Annotated in this window: 14 protein-coding genes, 2 tRNA genes, 1 other RNA gene and 1 pseudogene; 11 read left to right on the forward strand and 7 right to left on the reverse strand. The window is 44.3% G+C overall.

The genetic code is table 11. The annotated features are described in order from the left end of the window. The first annotated feature begins 81 nt into the window (after positions 1 to 81). The 5 genes from fdhD (at position 82) to RAH45_RS08815 (ending at position 4,322) form a co-directional block, all read left to right on the forward strand. On the forward strand, positions 82 to 1,035 hold the full coding sequence (fdhD, locus tag RAH45_RS08795) for a formate dehydrogenase accessory sulfurtransferase FdhD (protein ID WP_102076593.1): 954 nt from the start codon (positions 82 to 84) through the stop codon (positions 1,033 to 1,035). A gap of 902 nt (positions 1,036 to 1,937) precedes the next feature. After that, entirely contained in the window at positions 1,938 to 3,584 is a 1,647-nt protein-coding gene (locus RAH45_RS08800; protein WP_198328706.1) for a sodium:solute symporter family protein, read from the forward strand. Between the two features lie 102 nt (positions 3,585 to 3,686). Then, positions 3,687 to 3,821 (forward strand): putative transporter small subunit, encoded by a 135-nt coding sequence (locus RAH45_RS08805; protein WP_219621718.1) that lies wholly within the window; start codon positions 3,687 to 3,689, stop codon positions 3,819 to 3,821. Between the two features lie 218 nt (positions 3,822 to 4,039). Next, positions 4,040 to 4,113: transfer RNA gene (locus tag RAH45_RS08810), tRNA-Cys, on the forward strand. Between the two features lie 122 nt (positions 4,114 to 4,235). Beyond that, positions 4,236 to 4,322, forward strand: a tRNA-Leu gene (locus RAH45_RS08815). 198 nt (positions 4,323 to 4,520) lie between these two features. On the opposite strand, the gene ssrA is transcribed toward RAH45_RS08815, so the two are convergent. From ssrA to prmB, 4 genes are all read right to left on the reverse strand, one after another. Further along, positions 4,521 to 4,879: a transfer-messenger RNA gene (ssrA, locus tag RAH45_RS08820) on the reverse strand. 85 nt (positions 4,880 to 4,964) lie between these two features. Further along, on the reverse strand, positions 4,965 to 5,636 hold the full coding sequence (locus tag RAH45_RS08825; RefSeq protein WP_068404444.1) for an alpha/beta hydrolase: 672 nt from the start codon (positions 5,634 to 5,636) through the stop codon (positions 4,965 to 4,967). Positions 5,637 to 5,825: 189 nt separating this feature from the next. Continuing rightward, on the reverse strand, positions 5,826 to 6,929 hold the full coding sequence (gene aroC / locus RAH45_RS08830; RefSeq protein WP_068404446.1) for a chorismate synthase: 1,104 nt from the start codon (positions 6,927 to 6,929) through the stop codon (positions 5,826 to 5,828). 86 nt (positions 6,930 to 7,015) lie between these two features. Beyond that, positions 7,016 to 8,188, reverse strand: a complete 1,173-nt coding sequence (gene prmB, locus RAH45_RS08835; protein WP_198329134.1) for a 50S ribosomal protein L3 N(5)-glutamine methyltransferase — start codon at positions 8,186 to 8,188, stop codon at positions 7,016 to 7,018. Between the two features lie 427 nt (positions 8,189 to 8,615). Between prmB and RAH45_RS08840 the strand changes: the two genes are divergently transcribed. After that, positions 8,616 to 10,001: a L,D-transpeptidase family protein gene (locus tag RAH45_RS08840; protein WP_306495187.1), complete on the forward strand. Its 1,386-nt coding sequence runs from the start codon at positions 8,616 to 8,618 to the stop codon at positions 9,999 to 10,001. A gap of 208 nt (positions 10,002 to 10,209) precedes the next feature. On the opposite strand, the gene RAH45_RS08845 is transcribed toward RAH45_RS08840, so the two are convergent. Continuing rightward, on the reverse strand, positions 10,210 to 10,419 hold the full coding sequence (locus RAH45_RS08845) for a hypothetical protein (protein WP_068404450.1): 210 nt from the start codon (positions 10,417 to 10,419) through the stop codon (positions 10,210 to 10,212). A gap of 357 nt (positions 10,420 to 10,776) precedes the next feature. On the opposite strand from RAH45_RS08845, the gene RAH45_RS08850 reads away from it, so the two are divergent. From RAH45_RS08850 to RAH45_RS08870, 5 genes and pseudogenes are all read left to right on the forward strand, one after another. Next, positions 10,777 to 12,528 carry a TIGR00341 family protein gene (locus tag RAH45_RS08850; protein WP_227678324.1) on the forward strand — a complete coding sequence of 584 codons (1,752 nt, stop codon included), beginning with the start codon at positions 10,777 to 10,779 and terminating at the stop codon, positions 12,526 to 12,528. Positions 12,529 to 12,716: 188 nt separating this feature from the next. Then, complete coding sequence (alaS, locus tag RAH45_RS08855; RefSeq protein ID WP_198329136.1) at positions 12,717 to 15,389, forward strand: alanine--tRNA ligase; 2,673 nt, start codon at positions 12,717 to 12,719, stop codon at positions 15,387 to 15,389. A 298-nt stretch (positions 15,390 to 15,687) separates the two neighbouring features. Next, positions 15,688 to 16,974, forward strand: coding sequence for an aspartate kinase (locus tag RAH45_RS08860; protein ID WP_068404454.1), 1,287 nt, complete (start codon positions 15,688 to 15,690; stop codon positions 16,972 to 16,974). A gap of 373 nt (positions 16,975 to 17,347) precedes the next feature. Then, positions 17,348 to 17,515 (forward strand): annotated as a pseudogene (gene csrA, locus RAH45_RS08865) (carbon storage regulator CsrA); the annotation flags it as partial. A gap of 174 nt (positions 17,516 to 17,689) precedes the next feature. Then, on the forward strand, positions 17,690 to 18,064 hold the full coding sequence (locus RAH45_RS08870; RefSeq protein ID WP_068404458.1) for a HopJ type III effector protein: 375 nt from the start codon (positions 17,690 to 17,692) through the stop codon (positions 18,062 to 18,064). 158 nt (positions 18,065 to 18,222) lie between these two features. On the opposite strand, the gene RAH45_RS08875 is transcribed toward RAH45_RS08870, so the two are convergent. Both RAH45_RS08875 and RAH45_RS08880 read right to left on the reverse strand, forming a co-directional pair. Continuing rightward, positions 18,223 to 18,534 carry a YeaC family protein gene (locus tag RAH45_RS08875; RefSeq protein ID WP_068404460.1) on the reverse strand — a complete coding sequence of 104 codons (312 nt, stop codon included), beginning with the start codon at positions 18,532 to 18,534 and terminating at the stop codon, positions 18,223 to 18,225. A 62-nt stretch (positions 18,535 to 18,596) separates the two neighbouring features. Next, positions 18,597 to 19,502, reverse strand: coding sequence for an NAD(+) kinase (locus RAH45_RS08880; protein ID WP_238060151.1), 906 nt, complete (start codon positions 19,500 to 19,502; stop codon positions 18,597 to 18,599). Between the last annotated feature and the right edge of the window lie 225 nt (positions 19,503 to 19,727).

The raw sequence follows: 19,727 nt of genomic DNA on the forward strand, positions 1-19,727 counted from the left end.
AACGTAGTTGCAGTAGAACCTTGGTTAAATGGCTCAGCGGCCGATTTAGAAACCAATGCTGATCATGCTGCTGCGCCAATAATGGATATGCAGACCGTGCCTTTATCGCGCCTACATTTAACACAAAAACATGCTTATTTATCTACAGCAAATGTCTCTTCTAAAAATGCAGAAACAGAGGTTGATGACAAATCAGCGCTGCTGGCAGTAGAGGCAGCGGTTGCGATTGTCATTAATGGTATCCACTATGCGATATTGATGGCAAGCCCCTACCAGCTTGAGTATCTTGCTATTGGTTTTTTGTATAGCGAAGGATTGATTCATCATAGTCATGAATTATTAGAGTGGGAGGTAACGCAACTGACCGATATTGCCAGTTACCGAAAATTCACCAGTGATTTAACGGATGACTTACTTGATGAAAAGACGGCATTTGAGCAATTTTCAGCGCAGTTGCAAGACTATGATGTATATGTAGTAGAGCTGGTACTAAATCAGCGCTGTCATCAGCGTATTCAAGCGCAGAGGCGACAGCTAGCAGGACGTACAGGCTGCGGTATGTGCGGTATCACCGGGCTTTCGCAAGCGCTTCCCGATTTAAGTCATTATTTATCATCCAGCTTGCAACAAAAACAGTCAGAATCCTCCGTGCCCAGTCTTAATTATTTACTGCACATGCATCAGCAAATTAACGCCGCCCAGCATACCCATCAACTCACTGGTGCGGTACACGCTGCAGCCACCATGCAAGGCAAGGATTTGTATTTATTTGAAGACGTAGGGCGTCATAACGCACTTGATAAACTCATCGGTTGGCAATTGCGCAACAAGACCAAGCTGACATGCGTGGTGATGACCTCGCGATTGTCTATTGAGCTGGTACAAAAATCCATTCGTAGCCACATTCCTTGGCTCGTTGGTATGTCGGCACCGACCAGTACTGCAGTACGCGTCGCTGAACACTATGGTTTGGGACTGGCAGGGTTTTTACGCGATGACCGAGTTACTTATTATACCAATTATAAAGACGCTTAAAACAACAAGTTAGGGGCGACTCTTTTATTATATCCACTTAACTCTATCACTAAACCGCTAAGCAATAACTATTTTCTACTTATTTTTACTTCAACTTAACTCTCCCTGTAAGTTCGTAAAAGAGCCCCTAGCCTTTATCGTTACCTTTCCTTAATACAAGAAAATTTGTTTAAACTTCATAGTTTCTCCTAACCTCTTCTGCTTATTAGGATCATTTTAATGACGACCTATTAGTTTATCTTAATGCTGGCTGACTAAAAAGTCTGCGGTAAAATTTGAGATAGCAGACAGAATAGGTTACTCTTACCGCACAAACATGTTACGAGAATTTAACATCGCTGTAGTTTTATTTATCAATGAGAAGTAAATACTGGCAATAACTGCCGTAAAAATTTACTTATTATCACGACAGCGGATGTTCGCTCACAAGCAATAAAGGGATGAAAATCCATCCTAACTGTTGCTTAACGCAGCTACTATAAACAGCTCTATTTAGCACCGCTCAAGCAGTTTAGGCTCAGTGCTTATCCGTATTTTTGCTAGAGATGCTTAGTCAATAAGCGTCTTTTAGCGTCTCGTTACTATCGAGTAGGCATCACTTGACAGCGTAATGGTCAATCCATTAACAGACGCCTATTGAGAGTTGCCGCCGTTATTTCTAAGACAAATTTTTAGTCTATATTTTTTGTCAAATATTTGTCTAACAGGCTGTGCTAAATGAAAAAGCGGCATCACATTTAACGTGAGCGTTTGGCTTGCCTCATTGCGTGCTTGTGCGCTGTATACAAGCAGCGAATAGAACCAATGCGTCCTATTACATTCCTAACAGTTTGTGGCATGACTTTTATTGCAAACCTTTATTCTTCAAACAATTGCGAGGTATGAATTTGAAAACTGAGTCATTGTTCCAATTTTCATCAATCACCATTCTTTTACTTTTATTAGGATTTTATGGCGGTACTTACCTGCTGTCTTTATTGATTAAAAAAGATAAGGAAACCACTTCTGGATTTATGGTCGCCGGTCATGGTGTCGGTTTTGGCATGGGCGCGGCGAGTATGACTGCAACTTGGATTTGGGCAGCCTCGTTTTATGCGGCTGCAACCTCCGGTTATAAATACGGCGTTTCAGGACCGCTACATTATGGTTTTTGGGGCGCCTTGATGATTTTATTCATCTACCCTTTTGGCATGCGCTTTCGCGAACTTGCTCCTAATGGACACACCTTAGGTGAACTTATCCACGCGCGCCACGGATCATCAAGCCAATTAATTTTAGCAATATCTAATCTTATGGGCAGCTTAATTAGCTTGATGGTCAACTTCACCGCTGCTGGTGCTTTGGTATCAGTATTATCGCCGTTATCTTTTCAGACCGGCGTCATTATCGCAGGTGTCGGAGTGCTCAGCTATACGTTAACCTCTGGATTTCGAGCGTCCGTATTTACCGATTTTGCTCAATTAGTTGCTTTGATGGCGATTGGAGTCATCATCATCCCTGCGGTGCTATTTGCCATGGGCGGGCCATCGGTCATGGTCAGTGGCTTATCAAACTTAACCTTAGAGCAGCAAAACCTGTTTTCTTCCGAAGCCTTTTTTCAGCAAGGGGCGCCTTATTTTGTCGCGGTATTGGCTTATGCTATCGGCAACCAAACCATTACCCAGCGATTATTTGCCATTGATAAAAGCAAAATCAAAGCCACTTTTGTCACTGCAACGGTCGGCTACGCGGGCATCGTCATTGGACTTGGTATGATTGGCTTGATGGCTTTGACCATTGGTATTGAACCGCTCGATGGCAATATGAATAACTTAATCCCGCAAATGGTTAGTACTTATTTGCATCCGGTATTTATTGCCTTGTTCTTTATTTTGGTCATTGGCTCGTTATCCTCAACCGCTGACTCAGATTTATCGGCGCTATCAACGATTATGATGGCGGACGTTTATGGCAAAAATATCGCTAAAGGGCGCGTAAAACCAAAAACCATGATGCTGGTTGGACGCTCAACCATGATTATTGCCACCGCTGCCGGATTGATTTTTGCCAGCTTTAAGCTTGATATATTGGTCATGCTGGTCTTCGTTGGCGCATTGTGGGGCACCATTGTATTCCCTGTGATTGCTAGTGTGTTCTGGAATCGCGTCACCAATGTGGCCTTTACCTCAGCCGTCATCGTCGGGTTGTTATTATTTTGCGTCGCGCGCTTTGAGCTGATTCCCATTGAAGGCTTCACCGCACTATTTTTTGAAATTTTGGCCAGTGTTGGTGCTGCTGTCGTCATTGGACTCATGGTCTTTGGCTTTTTAGGACGCAAAATCGGTGTGGGCGCCGCCGCTATTACGCTCGTACTGATGCTCATTTTTGCCACCGGCTTTTTACGCCAATATATGGTCTTGCTGGCTTCCTTGACCGCTTACGGTGCCAGTACCATCGTCTGCGTGATTGTTAGCCTTATGGGTGACGAGCATTTTGATTTTGACCTCATTAAACAGCGGGTGGGCAACTACGATAAACAGCCGCAAGCACAAACGTTACCAAAAACTTAAGCAAAAACTCATTAGTCATTGATGGTTAACCAATGCTTGGCTAGCCATTGTTACTAAAATCTAGTAAGCAAAAAATTTATATAAACACTATAAGGAGACATCATGGAAAACGTCTTTATCTATGGATTTTATATCCTCGTCTGGCCGGCGATTACCCTTGGGGTGCTGACATTAATCTGTACCGCAACTTATCGCGATTTCAAAAAAGCAAAACGTAATAATCAAGATATTGTCTAGCAAGCGCTAAACTAGAATAACTATTTTTAACAAGTCATCACTGAATTTAGGTTTGGCGATGACTTCATTTGCACCACTTTTGCTGTCCTTTTACCTTATTAAGGCTCAAATAATGCCTCATTTATGGTTAAATAGCGGCAACTTAGCAAATAAGCGCTGTTTCGTTAAAAAATGACTTGTAATTTAAATTATTTTTGCTAATATAGGCATCCTTGATTGGCTGGGTGGCAGAGTGGTCATGCAGCGGACTGCAACTCCGTTAACGCCGGTTCGATTCCGACCTCAGCCTCCAATTATTTAGCTATAAATATATAAGTATGACGTTAATTTTAGCTTGCATTATTAATGGAAATGCTTATAATAGCGACCACTATCTAATAAGTAGAAAGCTTACTTTTAGATAAGACAAGTTTTGCCCGGGTGGTGAAATTGGTAGACACAAGGGATTTAAAATCCCTCGCTAGTAATAGCGTGCCGGTTCAAGTCCGGCTCCGGGTACCATTATATTAAAAGGCTTCCAAGCGATTGGAGGCCTTTTTCTTATAAGCGCATTAAGAAAACAGTGCTTTTACTGTCTTTGAACTCTATCAAATAGATCAATCAACCTTCTACTCTCATTAAAAATTTACATTCCGAACTTAGTAATAAATTTAAATCAAAAAAAATCCGACCACATTATGTGATCGGATTTTTAGTATTTGGTGGAGATGGCGGGAGTTGAACCCGCGTCCGCCAGCATTACGCTCATGAATCTACATGTTTAGTTTCTGTCTTTAGTTTTAATCCGCACCGATCCGACAGTCAGGATGGATTGGACGATTCTCTACTTTTGAACCCAAGCGATTGAGACAATCACTTGTGGCGAGCCTACATGCGGACGCTTCAACTTAGTTGACCAACTGTAGGTGATCAGCAACCAAGTAAGCAGGGTTTAAGCTGCTAGAGCGTAAGTTTCGTCGTTTGCGACTATAACAATATATGTTTGATTAACGAGAGGACATACACTCTCGACATGCATCATTGAGTTTCATCACCAGCGTCGAAGCCAGAACATCCCCAATAAGACTGACTATTATATAGTACCTGCCTATCAGTTTTCAACCTAAAAACCTTCTGTATTACATTAAGTTACAGCTCAATTATCTAAGCCAAAACTTTATTCATCCATTGGCCAATATTTTGAATTTGCGGCATACAAACTTGATGCGCCATCGGGTAGGTATGGTAAACGACACTATAGCCTTTCTCCGATAACAAATTTTGTGCTTGCTCGCCTAGAACCACAGGCACGACGGGGTCATGCGTACCGTGTTCAATCAATATCGGCATGTCTTTGTTGGCGGCGTTATAGTTGATATGGTCATTGGTCGCCAGATAGGTAGACAGCGCCATCAAGCCTGCTAAGCGCTGTGGATAGCCAAGTGCCACATGATACGCCACTGCCCCGCCCTGCGAAAATCCCGCAATGACAATATGCTCAGGCTTAACACCGCGCTCGATTTCACGAGCAATCAAGTCATGGATTTGCTGAGAAGATTCTTCGATTTGAGCGATATCGACTTTACGTTCAAGGCTCATTTCTAAGATGTCATACCATGCGGGCATGACCATACCACCATTAACCGTCACTGGACGATTAGGCGCATGCGGAAAGATAAAACGTACTGCCATGTCATCCGCAAGACCTAACTGTGGTACAACTGGCTCAAAGTCATGACCGCTAGCACCCAAGCCATGCAGCCAAATGACGGCTCGGTCAATCACTTTGTTTGTAGGATTATGTTCAACAATAACAGCATCTAAATAGTTACTCATGTGTTTAAGTTCCTTCAACTGATAAATAAAACCAGATTTGTTTGTTTTATTAAGCAAGACATACCGTATTTAAATAGAGTTTATAACTTACCTACTTAACTTTTTAGGCATGCATAAAAAAACCCTCTAACGTATCTAATAGAACAGCAGTAGATGCGGCAAAGGGCAAATAAATAGATGGTAGAAAATTTAAGTAATCGACTGCACTGGCAGCTTAACATCGACATTTTGACCGCGATGGCGCAGATAGTGATCGAGTAACACAATCGCTAGCATCGCTTCAGCAATGGGGGTCGCGCGTACACCCACGCAAGGGTCATGGCGCCCTTTAGTCAGCATCTCAATCGCTTCACCCTCTGTGTTGATACTCTTGCCAGCCGTGGTGATACTAGAGGTTGGCTTCAAGGCAATACTAACGCGGATGTCTTGGCCTGATGAGATACCACCCAAGATGCCACCCGCATGATTGGCCGTAAAACCACCAGGGGTCATCTCATCACGTGAGCGATGACCAAACTGTCCAGCTACCGCCATACCATCACCGACCTCTACGCCTTTGACGGCATTAATACTCATCATCGCGTGGGCAATATCAGCGTCTAGGCGGTCAAATACCGGTTCACCCAATCCGACGGGCACGCCGCTTGCGATAATCTCCAAACGTGCTCCGCAACTCGTGCCTTCACGGCGCAAGCTGTCTATCAAGACTTCAAAGCGGCTGACCGCTTCTTTATCCGCACAAAAAAACGGATTGCTATTGACAAAATCCCAGTCAATTTGACTCGGGTCTAGCACTTGACTGTATTCCGAGCCAATTTGGGTAACATGTCCGCGCACTTGTACGCCTAAGCGCTCATGCAAATATTTTTTAGCGATGGCACCTGCCGCCACCCGCATAGCCGTTTCACGGGCTGATGAACGCCCGCCGCCGCGATAATCGCGAAAGCCGTATTTCATACTATAGGTATAATCGGCATGACCGGGGCGAAAAGTGTCTTTTATTTCACTATAGTCTTTTGATTTTTGATTGGTATTACGAATTAAAAGCCCAATCGAGGTGCCCGTGGTCTTACCTTCAAATACCCCAGAGATAATCTCGACTTCATCAGACTCGCGGCGCTGGGTTGAGTATTTAGACGTTCCAGGCTTACGGCGATCCAAATCTATCTGCAAATCTGCTTCGCACAATTCTAAACCTGGCGGAACGCCATCGACGATAGCCATCAGGCCTGCACCATGCGACTCACCGCACGTCGTTACGGTGAAAACCTGTCCAATACTATTGCCAGCCATATTTATCCTTAAACAAATGAAGTCGATTTTTTAATTGCTGCTTTTTAATTGCCGTTTTTTAATTTAGTGTCAGTGTCAATTTTACTTTATTGATTACCATCTAATAATTGCACATAAGCGGTAAATAATTGACGATGAGTCATAAGCTCGTCATAGGTAATAGCAAAAATACCATGACCACCGTGAGCGAATTTCAACCAATCAAATTGGATTTCAGGATACGCTTGCTTTAACGCCCATTCACTATCGCCGACTTCACAGACCAGCAACCCTTCAGGGCTAAGATAATCTGGCGCTTCAAACAAGATACGATGTACCAAATCTAGTCCGTCCTGACCAGCAGCGAGCGCATGTTCTGGCTCATATAAAAACTCTGGTGGCAAATCGGCCATAATCGCGGCATCGACATAAGGAGGATTGGTAACGATTAGCTCATATTGATGCTCAGCAGGAATCTTGGCAAATAAGTCAGACTCAATCACATTAACTTGATGACCTAAGTCATGATGATCGACATTGACCATCGCAACTTCTAGCGCTCCTTTATCAATATCAACCGCATCGACTAAGGCATCAACAAAGCGGGTGGCAAGCGCAATAGCGATACAACCAGAACCGGTGCACAAATCCAAAATACGCTCAGGCTGCGCCAACTGCTTAATCTCTAAACCATGGTCAAAGAAGGCGGCAGCTTGATTGTTCATACTCATACCGAGCGGCTTTGCCAACTCATTAACATCGAAGTACGGATGGAACTGCTGACGAATCAGCTCGGCGATTGGTGAGCGCGGAATTAGGACGCGCTCATCGACATAAAAAGGCAGGTCACAGAAATACGATAAATTAATGAGATAACTCAACGGCTTACGCTCAGCGATACGCTCTTCTAATAAGCCCAGTACCTGCTGCTTTTCTGAAGTGGTTAAACGGCAATCGAGAATCTGATCATTGGCTGCCCAATCTAAGGACAGCGTGTGCAACACAATCGCCGACGCTTCGGCAAATTCATCCGTCGTTCCTTGAGCGACGACCACGTCATAGTTGCGCAGCTGTGTGACCGCAAAACGAATAAAATCACGGATACTGACCAGTTGCTCACGCGCCTCTGCAAGCTCTGCACGCAGATTGGCAAACTCATCGTCTTCACCGAGCAGCTCTGACTCCAAATTGTAGGTCATCTCATCACCTAAGCCTTGCGACTCATCAGCAAAGTACTGATTTTGAAACTCTTCTGCGCTCATGGTTTGGTCTTCTGACATATCACACCTTACTGATTGCACGCGTATCGACGACATGCGGATGGATTAAATCGCTGACTTTTAACAGCCGATTTATTAAATAAAAACTGGTCATACATTATAGACGTAAACCTTGCGCTGCGCCAATGGCTGTATTTTTTAGCGCAAAAAGCTACTGCAAATAAATAAGGCAACTTTTATGATAGGTAAATGTATCATTAACCTCTTATCACTCTAGCATTTAACGATAAAGCAAATAAGCAAGACTCTAACCAAATGTGAATGCTCCTTTATAACTAGCATGACTAAATTATTTCCCAACTGTAGTGAATACGTCAACTGTTGACGTTTAGCAAGCCCTAAACGAAAAAAGATGTGTCAAAAGTTTGCGAAGCGTCCAAATTATGCGCATAATAGCCGCATTAGTTATAACCATAAGTAAGCCAATATGATGAAAATGAAGCCCCTTATCACCGCTATATCTATTGCGATTGTTAGTGCCAGTGTCAGCGCTGTTGCTGCCCCTGCCGACAATACGCGCACTCTACCAGTACGTAAAGCTGACTCAATGCCTAGTTTGGCGAAAAAAGTCAGCCTTAACGTGCAAGAAAACCGCAGCAGTTCACTCGATAGTCGCGCGCCTGCCGTAGCCACGTCTGCTTTAAAGCCTAAATCGCCTGATCGTATGACGCAGCTGATTGATGAAAAACAGGAAGCTGACGAAGACGACAATGACGCGCAACAAGCAGATGAGCAACAAAGCGTCAGCGCCGATAATATGAGTGTCGAAGAGCTAGCGCGTAAAGATGTACAGTCTGATAGCACCGATGACATCAGTGATGGCCAAGCTGTTGCCGCTCCTAGTGCAGCAATAGCCAATAACCGCCCAGCCGATACTTCTATCAAAAGTATCGAAGATGTCGATGGTAAAAAATATACCACGCTAAACCTGTCTAATTATGCCAAACAAGTCAACGGTGCCACTTGGACACCGAACATGAAGGTCAACTCCGCAATGACCATCAAAATGCAGGCGTTGTTGGATTGGAATCATGCCTCACCGGGCGCTATTGATGGCGGCTGGGGTATGAACAGTAAAAAGGCACTGATTAACTTCCAAACCATGAAAGGCTTGCCTGCAACTGGTAAAATGGATCAAAAAACATGGGACGCTTTGAATAAAAATATCCCAGCCAATAAGCCAGTGCTAGTGACTTATACCATCACCGAAGATGATGTAAAAACCAACTTTGCTACCACGCCTGCAGGCGCAGAGGCTAAGTCGAAAATGAAAGGCTTATATTATCAGGACATCAAAGAGATGTTAGGTGAGCGTTTCCATATGGACGTGCGCTATTTAGACAAGTTGAATAAAAACAAACAGTATAAAGCTGGCGAAACCATCACCGTTTTAAATACGCGCGATCCACTCAAACAGCGGATTAATCGCGTCGTTGCCAATAAAGCCGACAAAACCCTTTATGCTTATAACGGTGATAAACTGGTCGCCACTTATCCAACAACAGTCGGAAGTGATGCGACGCCATCACCGCAAGGCACGTTTAAAATCATTAATAAAGTAAAAATGCCGTGGTATAAAGCGACCGTTGGTAAAGGGTCAGACAAACAAGTACATATGCTACCACCAGGTCCAAACAGCCCTGTCGGTGTGGTATGGATGGGCTTGTCTAAGCCATCTTATGGTCTACACGGTTCACCGAAACCTGAAGGTATCAGCCGCCAAGCATCCGCTGGTTGCGTCCGTTTGACCAACTGGGATGTGTTAGAGGTATATGCCAATATCGAAAATGGCGCCACCGTTGAGCTAAAATAGTTGTTATTAATGAAAACGCATAACCACGCCTTATAAGCAATAAAAAAACAGCTCCTTTTTAGGGGCTGTTTTTTATTTTATATAAATTCTAAAGCTAAGCTGCCTTTCTTTATTTTTAATTTTTATGGTGGCGGGCTTTTGAAACTGCTAGCTTTTGAAATAGCCAGCTTTTGAAATGGCTTAGTCTTAAATTCGTAGCTTTGTAGCCCTAAGCCTTATGACCTTCCTTACCCGTGATACTTCCCACTTTTTTGGTAAAAAATAAGGCAGCTGGAATGGATACAATGATACCTGCGGCAACCGCCATTTGGATGTGCGGGATTTGGTTAAATCCTGTGACCAAAGCAGCAATCATTAATACACCGACGGTCACGGTTGCAGCTATTGAATAGATGACAGAAAATAGTGGCCAGTTCATGATTTATTCCTCATTTTTTGTGTGGGTATAACACCTTTATACACCAAATCCACACAAATAGTAAGCCTTTTCTTATAGACCCACAGCCCATTTATAGCAAGTGATTCATATTAAAAGCCATATTATAATTATTGATTTGTACTTGGCATTTTTCTCTTGAAAATATAGCCAAACTATCCTCTTATCTGTCTTTTATCTCCCTCTATTTAGGCACAAGAAATTTACACGATATTGGACATTTATCATTACAATAGTAGACTTCCTACTTTTTAGTTTTGGAATTTTTAACCTGCTGCGTTTAACTTATTTTAGTTACCTACTTGTTTCTAACCTTGTTCTTTAATAAAGCATTCTTTTATGACCTCATCTGATACCGATAAAGACTCACTGCCAATAAATACCCCTCAAAACGCTAGCGAGCTTGCAGCCACGCGTAAGACTGACAACATTGACAATATCGACAACGAGGCTGTTATCGAAGCACAGGCGCATAGCGAAAGTAATAGTGATAATGCATTAGCAGAAGCGTCAAAAGATGCGCAGGTGCCTGAGGCAACCATCAAAATGGAAACGGTGGCACCCGATGTGGTGGTTGCTTCCTTAGAAACGCCAGAAGAAGTTGACGACTCTCAACCTGTTGATGAATTTACAAATGATAATGCAGACATTGACTTTACCGATACAGCGGAAGCGTTTTTTCAGGAGAAGGATAAAGCTGAGGTCAGCCCAGCAGATAAGACTGACTCTAGCCAGACAAATTCAAACAATATCCAACCTGATAAGTCACTCACTAAACAGAGCCTACAAGAAGATTCAAAACCAAGTTTAAATATAGAAAACACGGACGAAAAAGAAGATAGCAAGCAAAACGAGCAGGACGTTACTCAAGTTCAAGATAGCAGCCAAACCAGCGATAGAACGGTGAAAAGTAGAACGGTGAAAGACGAAAACAACGCAGACGACACTGTAGAAGATAGCGAAGATGAAGAGATCAAAGAGATCAAAGAGAAAAAAGAGAAAAAAGAAGCCAAACTTGAGTCTTATAAGCAGTTTGTCGCCGAGCAATTCAGTAATAAAAAAGTAGACTATCCAGAAGTACGGGTCCGGATTGAGGCCAACGCCTTGCCGAGTAAAATGTATTTTGTGATGAATATCCTCTCGGCTATCATCGCAAGCTATGGTTTGGTGACCAATTCGGCGGCGGTGGTTATCGGCGCGATGCTGGTAGCAATGATGCTCGGTCCTATCACTGGCGTGGCGTTGGCGATTATTGACCACCGTATGCCGCTATTACGAAAATCACTTATTACAGTATTTCTTGGCATCTCTTTGGTGGTGTTGGTCGGTTTCATCGTCGGCTGGCTACATAAAGATCAACCACTTACTGTTGAGATATTATCGCGTACGCAGCCAACTTCGATGGATTTGATGATTGCTTTAGCTGGTGGTACGGCAGGTGCTTATGCGATGGTTTCGCCGCACCTATCGGTCGCTGTGGTTGGGGTCGCAGTGGCTACGGCATTGGTGCCACCGCTTGCCGCCAGTGGGATATTATTTGCCAATGGTGAGATGCAAATGGGACTTGGCGCGCTGCTATTGGCCTTGACCAATATTATCGCCATTCAATTTACCAACGCTTTGGTACTATGGCTACTAGGTTTTCGCCGCTTGGTCGATGATGATTATAAATCAAGTACTTATTGGACCTTTTTACGGCGTAATGCGGTGACGTTATTGTTATTGGGCGTTTTAGGGACCTATTTAACCATCAACCTACAAACCAACGCCAAGCAGCAAGGGTTTGAAAGTAGCGTCAAAGAGACGATTAATAGCTATTTTAGCGACAAGGGCAACGTGCTGACCAATACCCAGTTCGATAAAGACACTACCAATCAAGTCGTGCGCGCGGTGATTCGCGGCGAGACCACCCCTACCTTTTATGACGTCCGCCAAATTGAGGCGATTATTAGCCAAGATATGGCAGATAATTTTCCCGACTATTTACCGATACGCTTACAGCTACGCTATATGCCCGTGCAGGTGATTGAGTCGCATCCACTTATTCAAGATAAGCTCGATAAAACCGATGTGACCATTTTAACCAACTGATGTGTTTGGCGGTTTAATTTATCCTAGTCACTTAATACAAGCGCTTGCTTAATAAAGAAAATTAAGCCTTATTTCCGCTGCGTTTGCTGATGAATCTTCAACACGCTTGGTACGTTTGTGCTAAAATCGCTTGCAAAATTATTTTACTTATTCTATTTAATAAAACCATTCGTCAGTAAGGAGCCGCTGTGAGCCAGCCATTTCGCTCAGCCGATATTCGTCAAGCTTTTATCGATTTTTTCATAAGCAAGCAGCACACCCCCGTCGCCTCGTCGAGCTTGATTCCCTACAATGACCCGACATTGCTATTTACCAATGCCGGTATGAATCAGTTTAAAGAGACTTTTTTGGGTATGGAGCCGCGCGACTATACGCGTGCGGTGAGCTCACAAAAATGCGTCCGTGCCGGTGGTAAACACAACGATTTGGATAATGTCGGTTATACGGCGCGCCATCATACGTTTTTTGAGATGCTCGGCAACTTCTCGTTTGGCGATTATTTTAAGCAAGCGGGTATTGCTTATATTTGGGAATTTTTAACTTCCGATAAATGGTTGGCAATCGATAAAGACCGCTTGTATGTGACCATTTATGAAACTGATGATGAAGCCTTTGATATTTGGCATAAAGACATTGGCTTGCCTAGTGAGCGCATCATCCGTATTGGTGATAATAAAGGCGCACCGTACGCCTCTGATAACTTTTGGACCATGGGTGATACCGGTCCTTGTGGCCCTTGTACCGAAGTTTTTTATGACCATGGCTCTGATATCGAAGGCGGATTGCCGGGTACGCCAGAAGAAGATGGCGACCGCTATATCGAGATTTGGAACTGCGTCTTTATGCAGTTTAACCGTCAAAAAGACGGTACCATGCTGCCGCTACCTGCGCCGAGCGTCGATACTGGCATGGGGCTTGAGCGTATTAGCGCCATCATGCAAGGCGTGCATGGCAACTATGAGATAGATTTATTTATCCATCTAATGGATGCGGCGGCTAAGATTTTAGATATTGAAAACGAGCAACAATCCTCATTAAAAGTCATCGCCGACCATATTCGTGCCGTGGCCTTTTTGATTGCTGATGGCGTAACCCCTAGTAACGAAGGGCGTGGTTATGTACTGCGCCGTATCATTCGCCGTGCCGTACGTCATGGCAATAAACTTGGTGCGGACAGTGAATTCTTTTATAAAATGGTCGCGCCTTTGGTTGCTGAGATGGGCGACGCCTATCCCGAGCTAAAAGACAAACAAAGCGCGATTGAAAATGCCATTCAAAAAGAAGAAGCCCAATTTGCCAAAACCTTAGCACAAGGGTTACGCTTGCTTGCCAGCGAGCTTGAAGGCTTGCAAGACGGCGATACCCTCTCTGGTGAAGCAGCATTTAAACTTTATGATACTTATGGTTTCCCCGTTGATTTGACCGCTGATATCACCCGTGAGCGCGGCATTGTGATTGATGAAGCAGAATTCGATGAGCACATGCAAGCACAGCGTGAACGTGCGCGTGATGCGGGCAAATTCGACGTTGATTATAGTAGCGTCATTCAAGTAGACAACCCAACGACCTTTGTCGGCTACAAACAGCTTGAAGAAGACGGCGTTACCATCCATGCGCTTTATCAAGACGGCAATCCAGCCGAGAGCTTGGCCGAAGGCATGGAAGGCGTTATTGTCCTTGACCGTACCCCGTTTTATGCTGAAGGCGGTGGTCAGGTGGGTGAGCTGGGTGAAATTCGCACAGCGACAGGTGTTTTTGAAGTGCAAGACACCAAAAAATCTGGCCAAGCCATTATCCATTATGGCGTGGTCACTATGGGCGAAATTAACGCTCAGCAAACGGCTGATGCGCAGGTATTGTCCAGCATTCGTGCGGCGAGTGCCAAAAACCATTCGGCGACGCATTTATTGCATGCGGCATTAAGAGAAGTACTGGGCGATGCAGTCACACAAAAAGGCTCATTAGTCTCAAGCGAAGTATTACGTTTTGACTTTTCTTATGACAAACCGGTTAGCGCTGCTGAAATTAGCCGTATCGAACGTCTTGTCAATGAGCAAATTCAAGCTAACACCCCTGCCCGTATCGAGCATATGTCTATCGATGAAGCGATGAAACAAGGTGCGATGGCGTTATTTGGCGAAAAATATGGTAATGATGTACGCGTTTTGACCATGGGTACCGATAGCATCGTTGATGGTCAACGCAAGCCGTTCTCTATCGAGCTATGCGGTGGCCTTCATGTCCAGCGTACGGGTGATATTGGGGTGTTAAAAATCACCAGTGAATCAGGTATTGCTGCGGGTATTCGCCGTATTGAAGCGGTCACTGGGATGAATGCCATTAAAAACATGCAGCAAAGCGAGCAGCAACTAAGCGAGCTTGCAGCTCAGCTAAAAGTCAAACGTCCAGAGGTTGCACAGCGTGTGCGCACCATGGCAGATAAGCAGCGTGATTTGGAAAAACAACTAGAACGCTTAGAGCAAAAAATTGCTAGCGCCCAAGCGGCAAACTTGCTTGATGACGTGCAGACCATCGCTGGTACATCGGTACTTATTAGCACTTTAAGTGGCGTTGATGGCAAATCCATTCGTACCTTGATAGACGATGTGAAATCAAAACTGCCGTACAGCATCATCGTGCTGATTGGCGATAAAGATGAGCAGCTGGCACTGGCAGCAAGCGTTGACAAATCGCTGACCGATCGCGTCAAAGCGGGCGATATTATTCGTCATTTGGCAAGCGAGCTTGGCGGTAAAGGCGGCGGTAAGCCTGATTATGCCCAAGGCGGTGCGCCAAAATCTGCCAATATCAATACCGTTATCAGTGCACTAAGCGCTTGGGTTGCAGAAAAGCTTGCGTAAATAGTAGGAATATAGGCGATTGGTTATAACGGTTATAACCAATCGCCATATATCTAATGCTTGCTAGCACTTAAAGTTATACCGCTAATATGGTATAAAGTAGCACGCTTAACGACTGTCAGCATATCAAGTGTATGGGTATAAACAGTAAAATAGCAGAGCAAATAAAGGGCGCAATTTTTATAATTCGGCTTTATCGTTATTAAAATGAATCTTGCACTGTCATGGCAGACCGCGCCATGATGGATTGATGTCGATAAGTAACAGATGGCCATTGGTGAATAATAGGTAGATTTTTATGGCGTTAATAGTACAAAAATACGGCGGCACCTCGATGGGCAGTATCGACCGCATCAAAAATGTCGCCAAACGAGTCAAACGTTGGCATGACAACGGTCATCAAGTGATCGTAGTTGTGTCTGCCATGAGCGGTGAAACCAACCGTTTGATTGATTTAGCACGCCAAATCAGCAGCCAACCTGATCCACGCGAATACGACCAAATGGTCTCAACGGGCGAACAGGTTTCTATCTCTTTACTGGCGATGGCGATTAAAGAGCTTGGTATTGGCGCCCGTTCATTCACCGGTCGTCAGGTCGCCATTAAAACCGATAGTGCCCACACCAAAGCGCGTATCGAAAGCATTGATGACAAAAACATCCGTGAGCAACTAGATGCAGGCAACATTGTCATCGTGGCAGGTTTCCAAGGTATCGATGAAGAAGGTAACGCCACAACCTTAGGTCGCGGCGGCTCGGATACCACAGGTGTGGCCATTGCCGCAGCCTTAGGCGCTGATGAATGCCAAATCTATACCGATGTCGATGGCGTTTATACCACTGACCCACGCGTGACCTCAAAAGCCAAAAAACTTGAAAAGATTACCTTTGAAGAAATGCTTGAGATGGCAAGCCTTGGCTCTAAGATTTTACAGATTCGCTCAGTAGAGTTTGCTGGCAAATACGGCGTGCCTCTACGCGTATTATCTAGCTTTGATGAAAACAACGATGGTAGCTTCGACCAAGACTTTCAAGACAATGTCGGCACCCTAATTACGATAGACGAAGGAGACAACATGGAACAGGCAATCATCTCAGGTATCGCTTTTAATCGCGACGAAGCAAAAATAGTCGTGCGCGGTGTACCCGATCATCCTGGTATCGCCTCTGCCATCCTAAGCCCTATCGGTCGCGCCAATATCGAAATCGATATGATCGTGCAAAACTTATCGACCAATGGCACTACTGACTTTACTTTTACCGTCAACCGTACGGACATGGATAAAACCATGAAAGTGCTAGAAAACGAAGTCAAAGATGAAATTGGTGCCAAAGAGATCTTGGCCAATAACGAAGTGGTAAAAGTGTCATTGGTCGGGGTTGGTATGCGCTCGCATGCAGGAGTTGCCAGCCTTATGTTCCAGACTTTGGCCGAAAACAACATCAATATCCAAATGATATCGACCAGTGAAATAAAAGTTTCGGTACTTATCCAAGAGCAGCATTTAGAAAAGGCCGTGAAATCGTTACACACCGCCTTTGGTCTTGACCGTGAAGACGGCGACAGCACAATCGCTGGGTTATAATGTGTAAAGGCTATACATTATATCGCTGTAAGATACTTCTGGTTTAATAACGATTGGCTAAATAGCGATTATTTTTTAGTAAAACTTTGATTAAATAGAGTCTTTTTAGGCTCTATTTTCTTTTATTACTATTGCTCAGGTAAGTATATACCTAATAGTTTTGTGAAAATCCGTGACAGTATCTGTTATGCCCCCTATAATGGGGCTTTCATTTGGGCTAAATGAATTTATCTATCATTACCGCTATGAGTATTAGGTGACGCAGAGTTTTTATAATGACTGCTCTGCCTATTTAGTACTAGAGTAATGTCCTGTAATTGAGACGCAATCTGATGAGTAATAATCTGTTGATGCGACATAAGGAGTGTGACGCATGTTAATTTTGACACGCCGCGTGGGCGAAACGCTAATGATTGGCGATGAGGTCAGTGTGACTGTCCTAGGCGTTAAAGGCAATCAAGTACGAATCGGCGTCAATGCGCCAAAAGATATTGCGGTACACCGTGAAGAGATTTATCAGCGTATTCAGCATGAACGCACGGTACAATCGCAAATGCAACATCTTGAGCAAGGCAGCTTTGCACCTTCATTCGATGATGAAGACTATTTTAATCGCTAAGTTGATCGCTTGTTCGTTAACTAACTATCAATAATTATTGGGCATAAATTAAGCACCCTATTTTTGCTTTCTAATCTGCTCTGAGGTCATGTATTTATGAGTATCCGTCAATCAGATGTATCGGCTCTACTTAATGGTTTGAATAAAAAAGCCATTGGATTCAATGATGTCATCAGCTTTATTGATGATTTTTATCGCTATGCGCCAGCGCCTTTTGTTAATGGTATGCTGCACAATGCAGCGGGCGAAAACGAAGGCAGCGCCAAGATTTTTGGTTTCGCTAAGCACCATGGTCTAAACCAATTGGACACGCTAAAGCTGTTTGGTGAACATTATGCCAAGGTACAAGCGACGCCAAAGGGTACCGACCATGCCAATATTCGTAACTTTTTACATTGGGGCTGGCAAGGATTTTTGATGGAAAAAAATCCATTAACGCCGCGTCCAAGTGTTGATACTAGCGCGCTGTAGTTTTCTATTTTCGCTAACTATCTATTTTAAAAGTATTAAAAAAGCCACGCTATGCAATTAGCGTGGCTTTTTGCTGTTTCCTACCTTCAATTTGGTGCTTTTGGCTTAATGCCGCTTAGCCGCTTATTTATCTCAATTAATTGCGACAAAGCTATTGCTTATTTATTGTGGAATTTAACGGGTTGTACTGCCCCTTTAGGATTGGGCATATTGGGATAATGATGCTCGTGCTCGACATCACATTCCGCGCCCACGACAGAGCCATCGTCTCGCACGGGTTTATGAATATAGCCAGTACGCTCGGCTGGCGGCAGGTGCTCATGCTCCCATACCATCACCGCTTGCATACAAGTTTCGCGCTGCTCAGGCGTGAGCTTACGACCATCCGGCCATTTACCCAGCTCAATGGCTTGGCGAAACTTCTCTACCACTTCTGGTGTGACACTTGCTAATATCGTTTGTTTGTCCATCGTACCTACTCTCCGCGACTATTTTATAATCCAGTACTGTTTTGAGAAATCTAGCACTGCATTCATTCTTCTATAATATCATCATCGATGTCCATACTGAATTCTTCGGCATGGACGTTCCAGTGTAATTTGGTGCGGCAGGCTTCATAAAAATCAAACCCTGGCGGATGGAGCAAGGTCAGCTTATCAGGATGCTTACGAATATAAAGGCGCTGCTCTTGGTCGAGCGCGATACTCGGCTTACCATCGGCACTGACTTGTGGCTGGGTGCGGTTGTCCTCATGAATACGAATACAAATCTCGCTGGTGCCGCTAACCACAATCGGACGACTGGATAAGGTATGTGGATGCATCGGCACCAAACAAATGGCATCCATACTCGGATGAATAATCGGACCACCACCTGAAAGTGCATAAGCAGTGGAACCTGTCGGCGTCGCCACAATGAGACCATCGCTATGCTGACGATAGACATCGTGCCCGTCAATTTTCATCTGAAAATCAATCATGTGCACCGATTTACCCGCATGTAGCACCACATCGTTGAGCGCCATATCTTCGTGAATGATTTTTCGCCCTTCGCGAATCTCCATGGTCAGCAAAAACCTGTGGTCTAACTGATAATCGCCCATCAATACTTGGCGTAGTTTAAAGGCCGCTTCATTGGGCTTAACATCGGCCAAAAACCCCAAACGACCACGGTTGACCCCTAGAACTGGCACCCGATAACGCGCCAATGCTTCGGCGGCATGCAAAATCGAACCATCGCCGCCTACTACGATAACTAAATCGCAAATCTCACCAATCAAGCTACGTTTGACGATTTTAACTTTTTCAATTTCGGTGAGGTTCAAAGTAGGCAAATTGGCCGTCTGCACATCCATAATCAATGTCAGATTCATCTCATTGATGGTATTGGCAATCTGTACCAGACTTTGGGTCACGCTGCGTTTTCCGGCGCGGCCCATCAAACCAATGCGCCTAAACGCTGGGTTTTTGATGGCATGAAACAGCTCTGATTCATGTAAGTGCGGCAATCGGGCGGACTGCGCTGAGTTTTCCATAAAACGACTCGGCATAACGATAAAATACAGTGCAATGATAACGAGAAATCAGCGCTTAGACTAGCATGTTTATGAAGTTTCGTTGTTAACTGTCGTAATTGGCCCCATATATCCTCTATCATACGCCAC

Source organism: Psychrobacter sp. van23A (assembly GCF_030845275.1).
GTDB lineage: Bacteria > Pseudomonadota > Gammaproteobacteria > Pseudomonadales > Moraxellaceae > Psychrobacter > Psychrobacter faecalis.

Excerpts from the sequence above, each read along its gene's own strand:
- fdhD (WP_102076593.1), top strand. The coding sequence starts at position 82 with ATGGATATGCAGACCGTGCCTTTATCGCGCCTACATTTAACACAAAAA.
- RAH45_RS08805 (WP_219621718.1), top strand. The coding sequence starts at position 3,687 with ATGGAAAACGTCTTTATCTATGGATTTTATATCCTCGTCTGGCCGGCG.
- RAH45_RS08825 (WP_068404444.1), bottom strand. The coding sequence starts at position 5,636 with ATGAGTAACTATTTAGATGCTGTTATTGTTGAACATAATCCTACAAAC.
- aroC (WP_068404446.1), bottom strand. The coding sequence starts at position 6,929 with ATGGCTGGCAATAGTATTGGACAGGTTTTCACCGTAACGACGTGCGGT.
- prmB (WP_198329134.1), bottom strand. The coding sequence starts at position 8,188 with ATGTCAGAAGACCAAACCATGAGCGCAGAAGAGTTTCAAAATCAGTAC.
- RAH45_RS08840 (WP_306495187.1), top strand. The coding sequence starts at position 8,616 with ATGATGAAAATGAAGCCCCTTATCACCGCTATATCTATTGCGATTGTT.
- RAH45_RS08845 (WP_068404450.1), bottom strand. The coding sequence starts at position 10,419 with ATGAACTGGCCACTATTTTCTGTCATCTATTCAATAGCTGCAACCGTG.
- RAH45_RS08850 (WP_227678324.1), top strand. The coding sequence starts at position 10,777 with ATGACCTCATCTGATACCGATAAAGACTCACTGCCAATAAATACCCCT.
- RAH45_RS08860 (WP_068404454.1), top strand. The coding sequence starts at position 15,688 with ATGGCGTTAATAGTACAAAAATACGGCGGCACCTCGATGGGCAGTATC.
- RAH45_RS08870 (WP_068404458.1), top strand. The coding sequence starts at position 17,690 with ATGAGTATCCGTCAATCAGATGTATCGGCTCTACTTAATGGTTTGAAT.
- RAH45_RS08875 (WP_068404460.1), bottom strand. The coding sequence starts at position 18,534 with ATGGACAAACAAACGATATTAGCAAGTGTCACACCAGAAGTGGTAGAG.
- RAH45_RS08880 (WP_238060151.1), bottom strand. The coding sequence starts at position 19,502 with ATGGGCCGCGCCGGAAAACGCAGCGTGACCCAAAGTCTGGTACAGATT.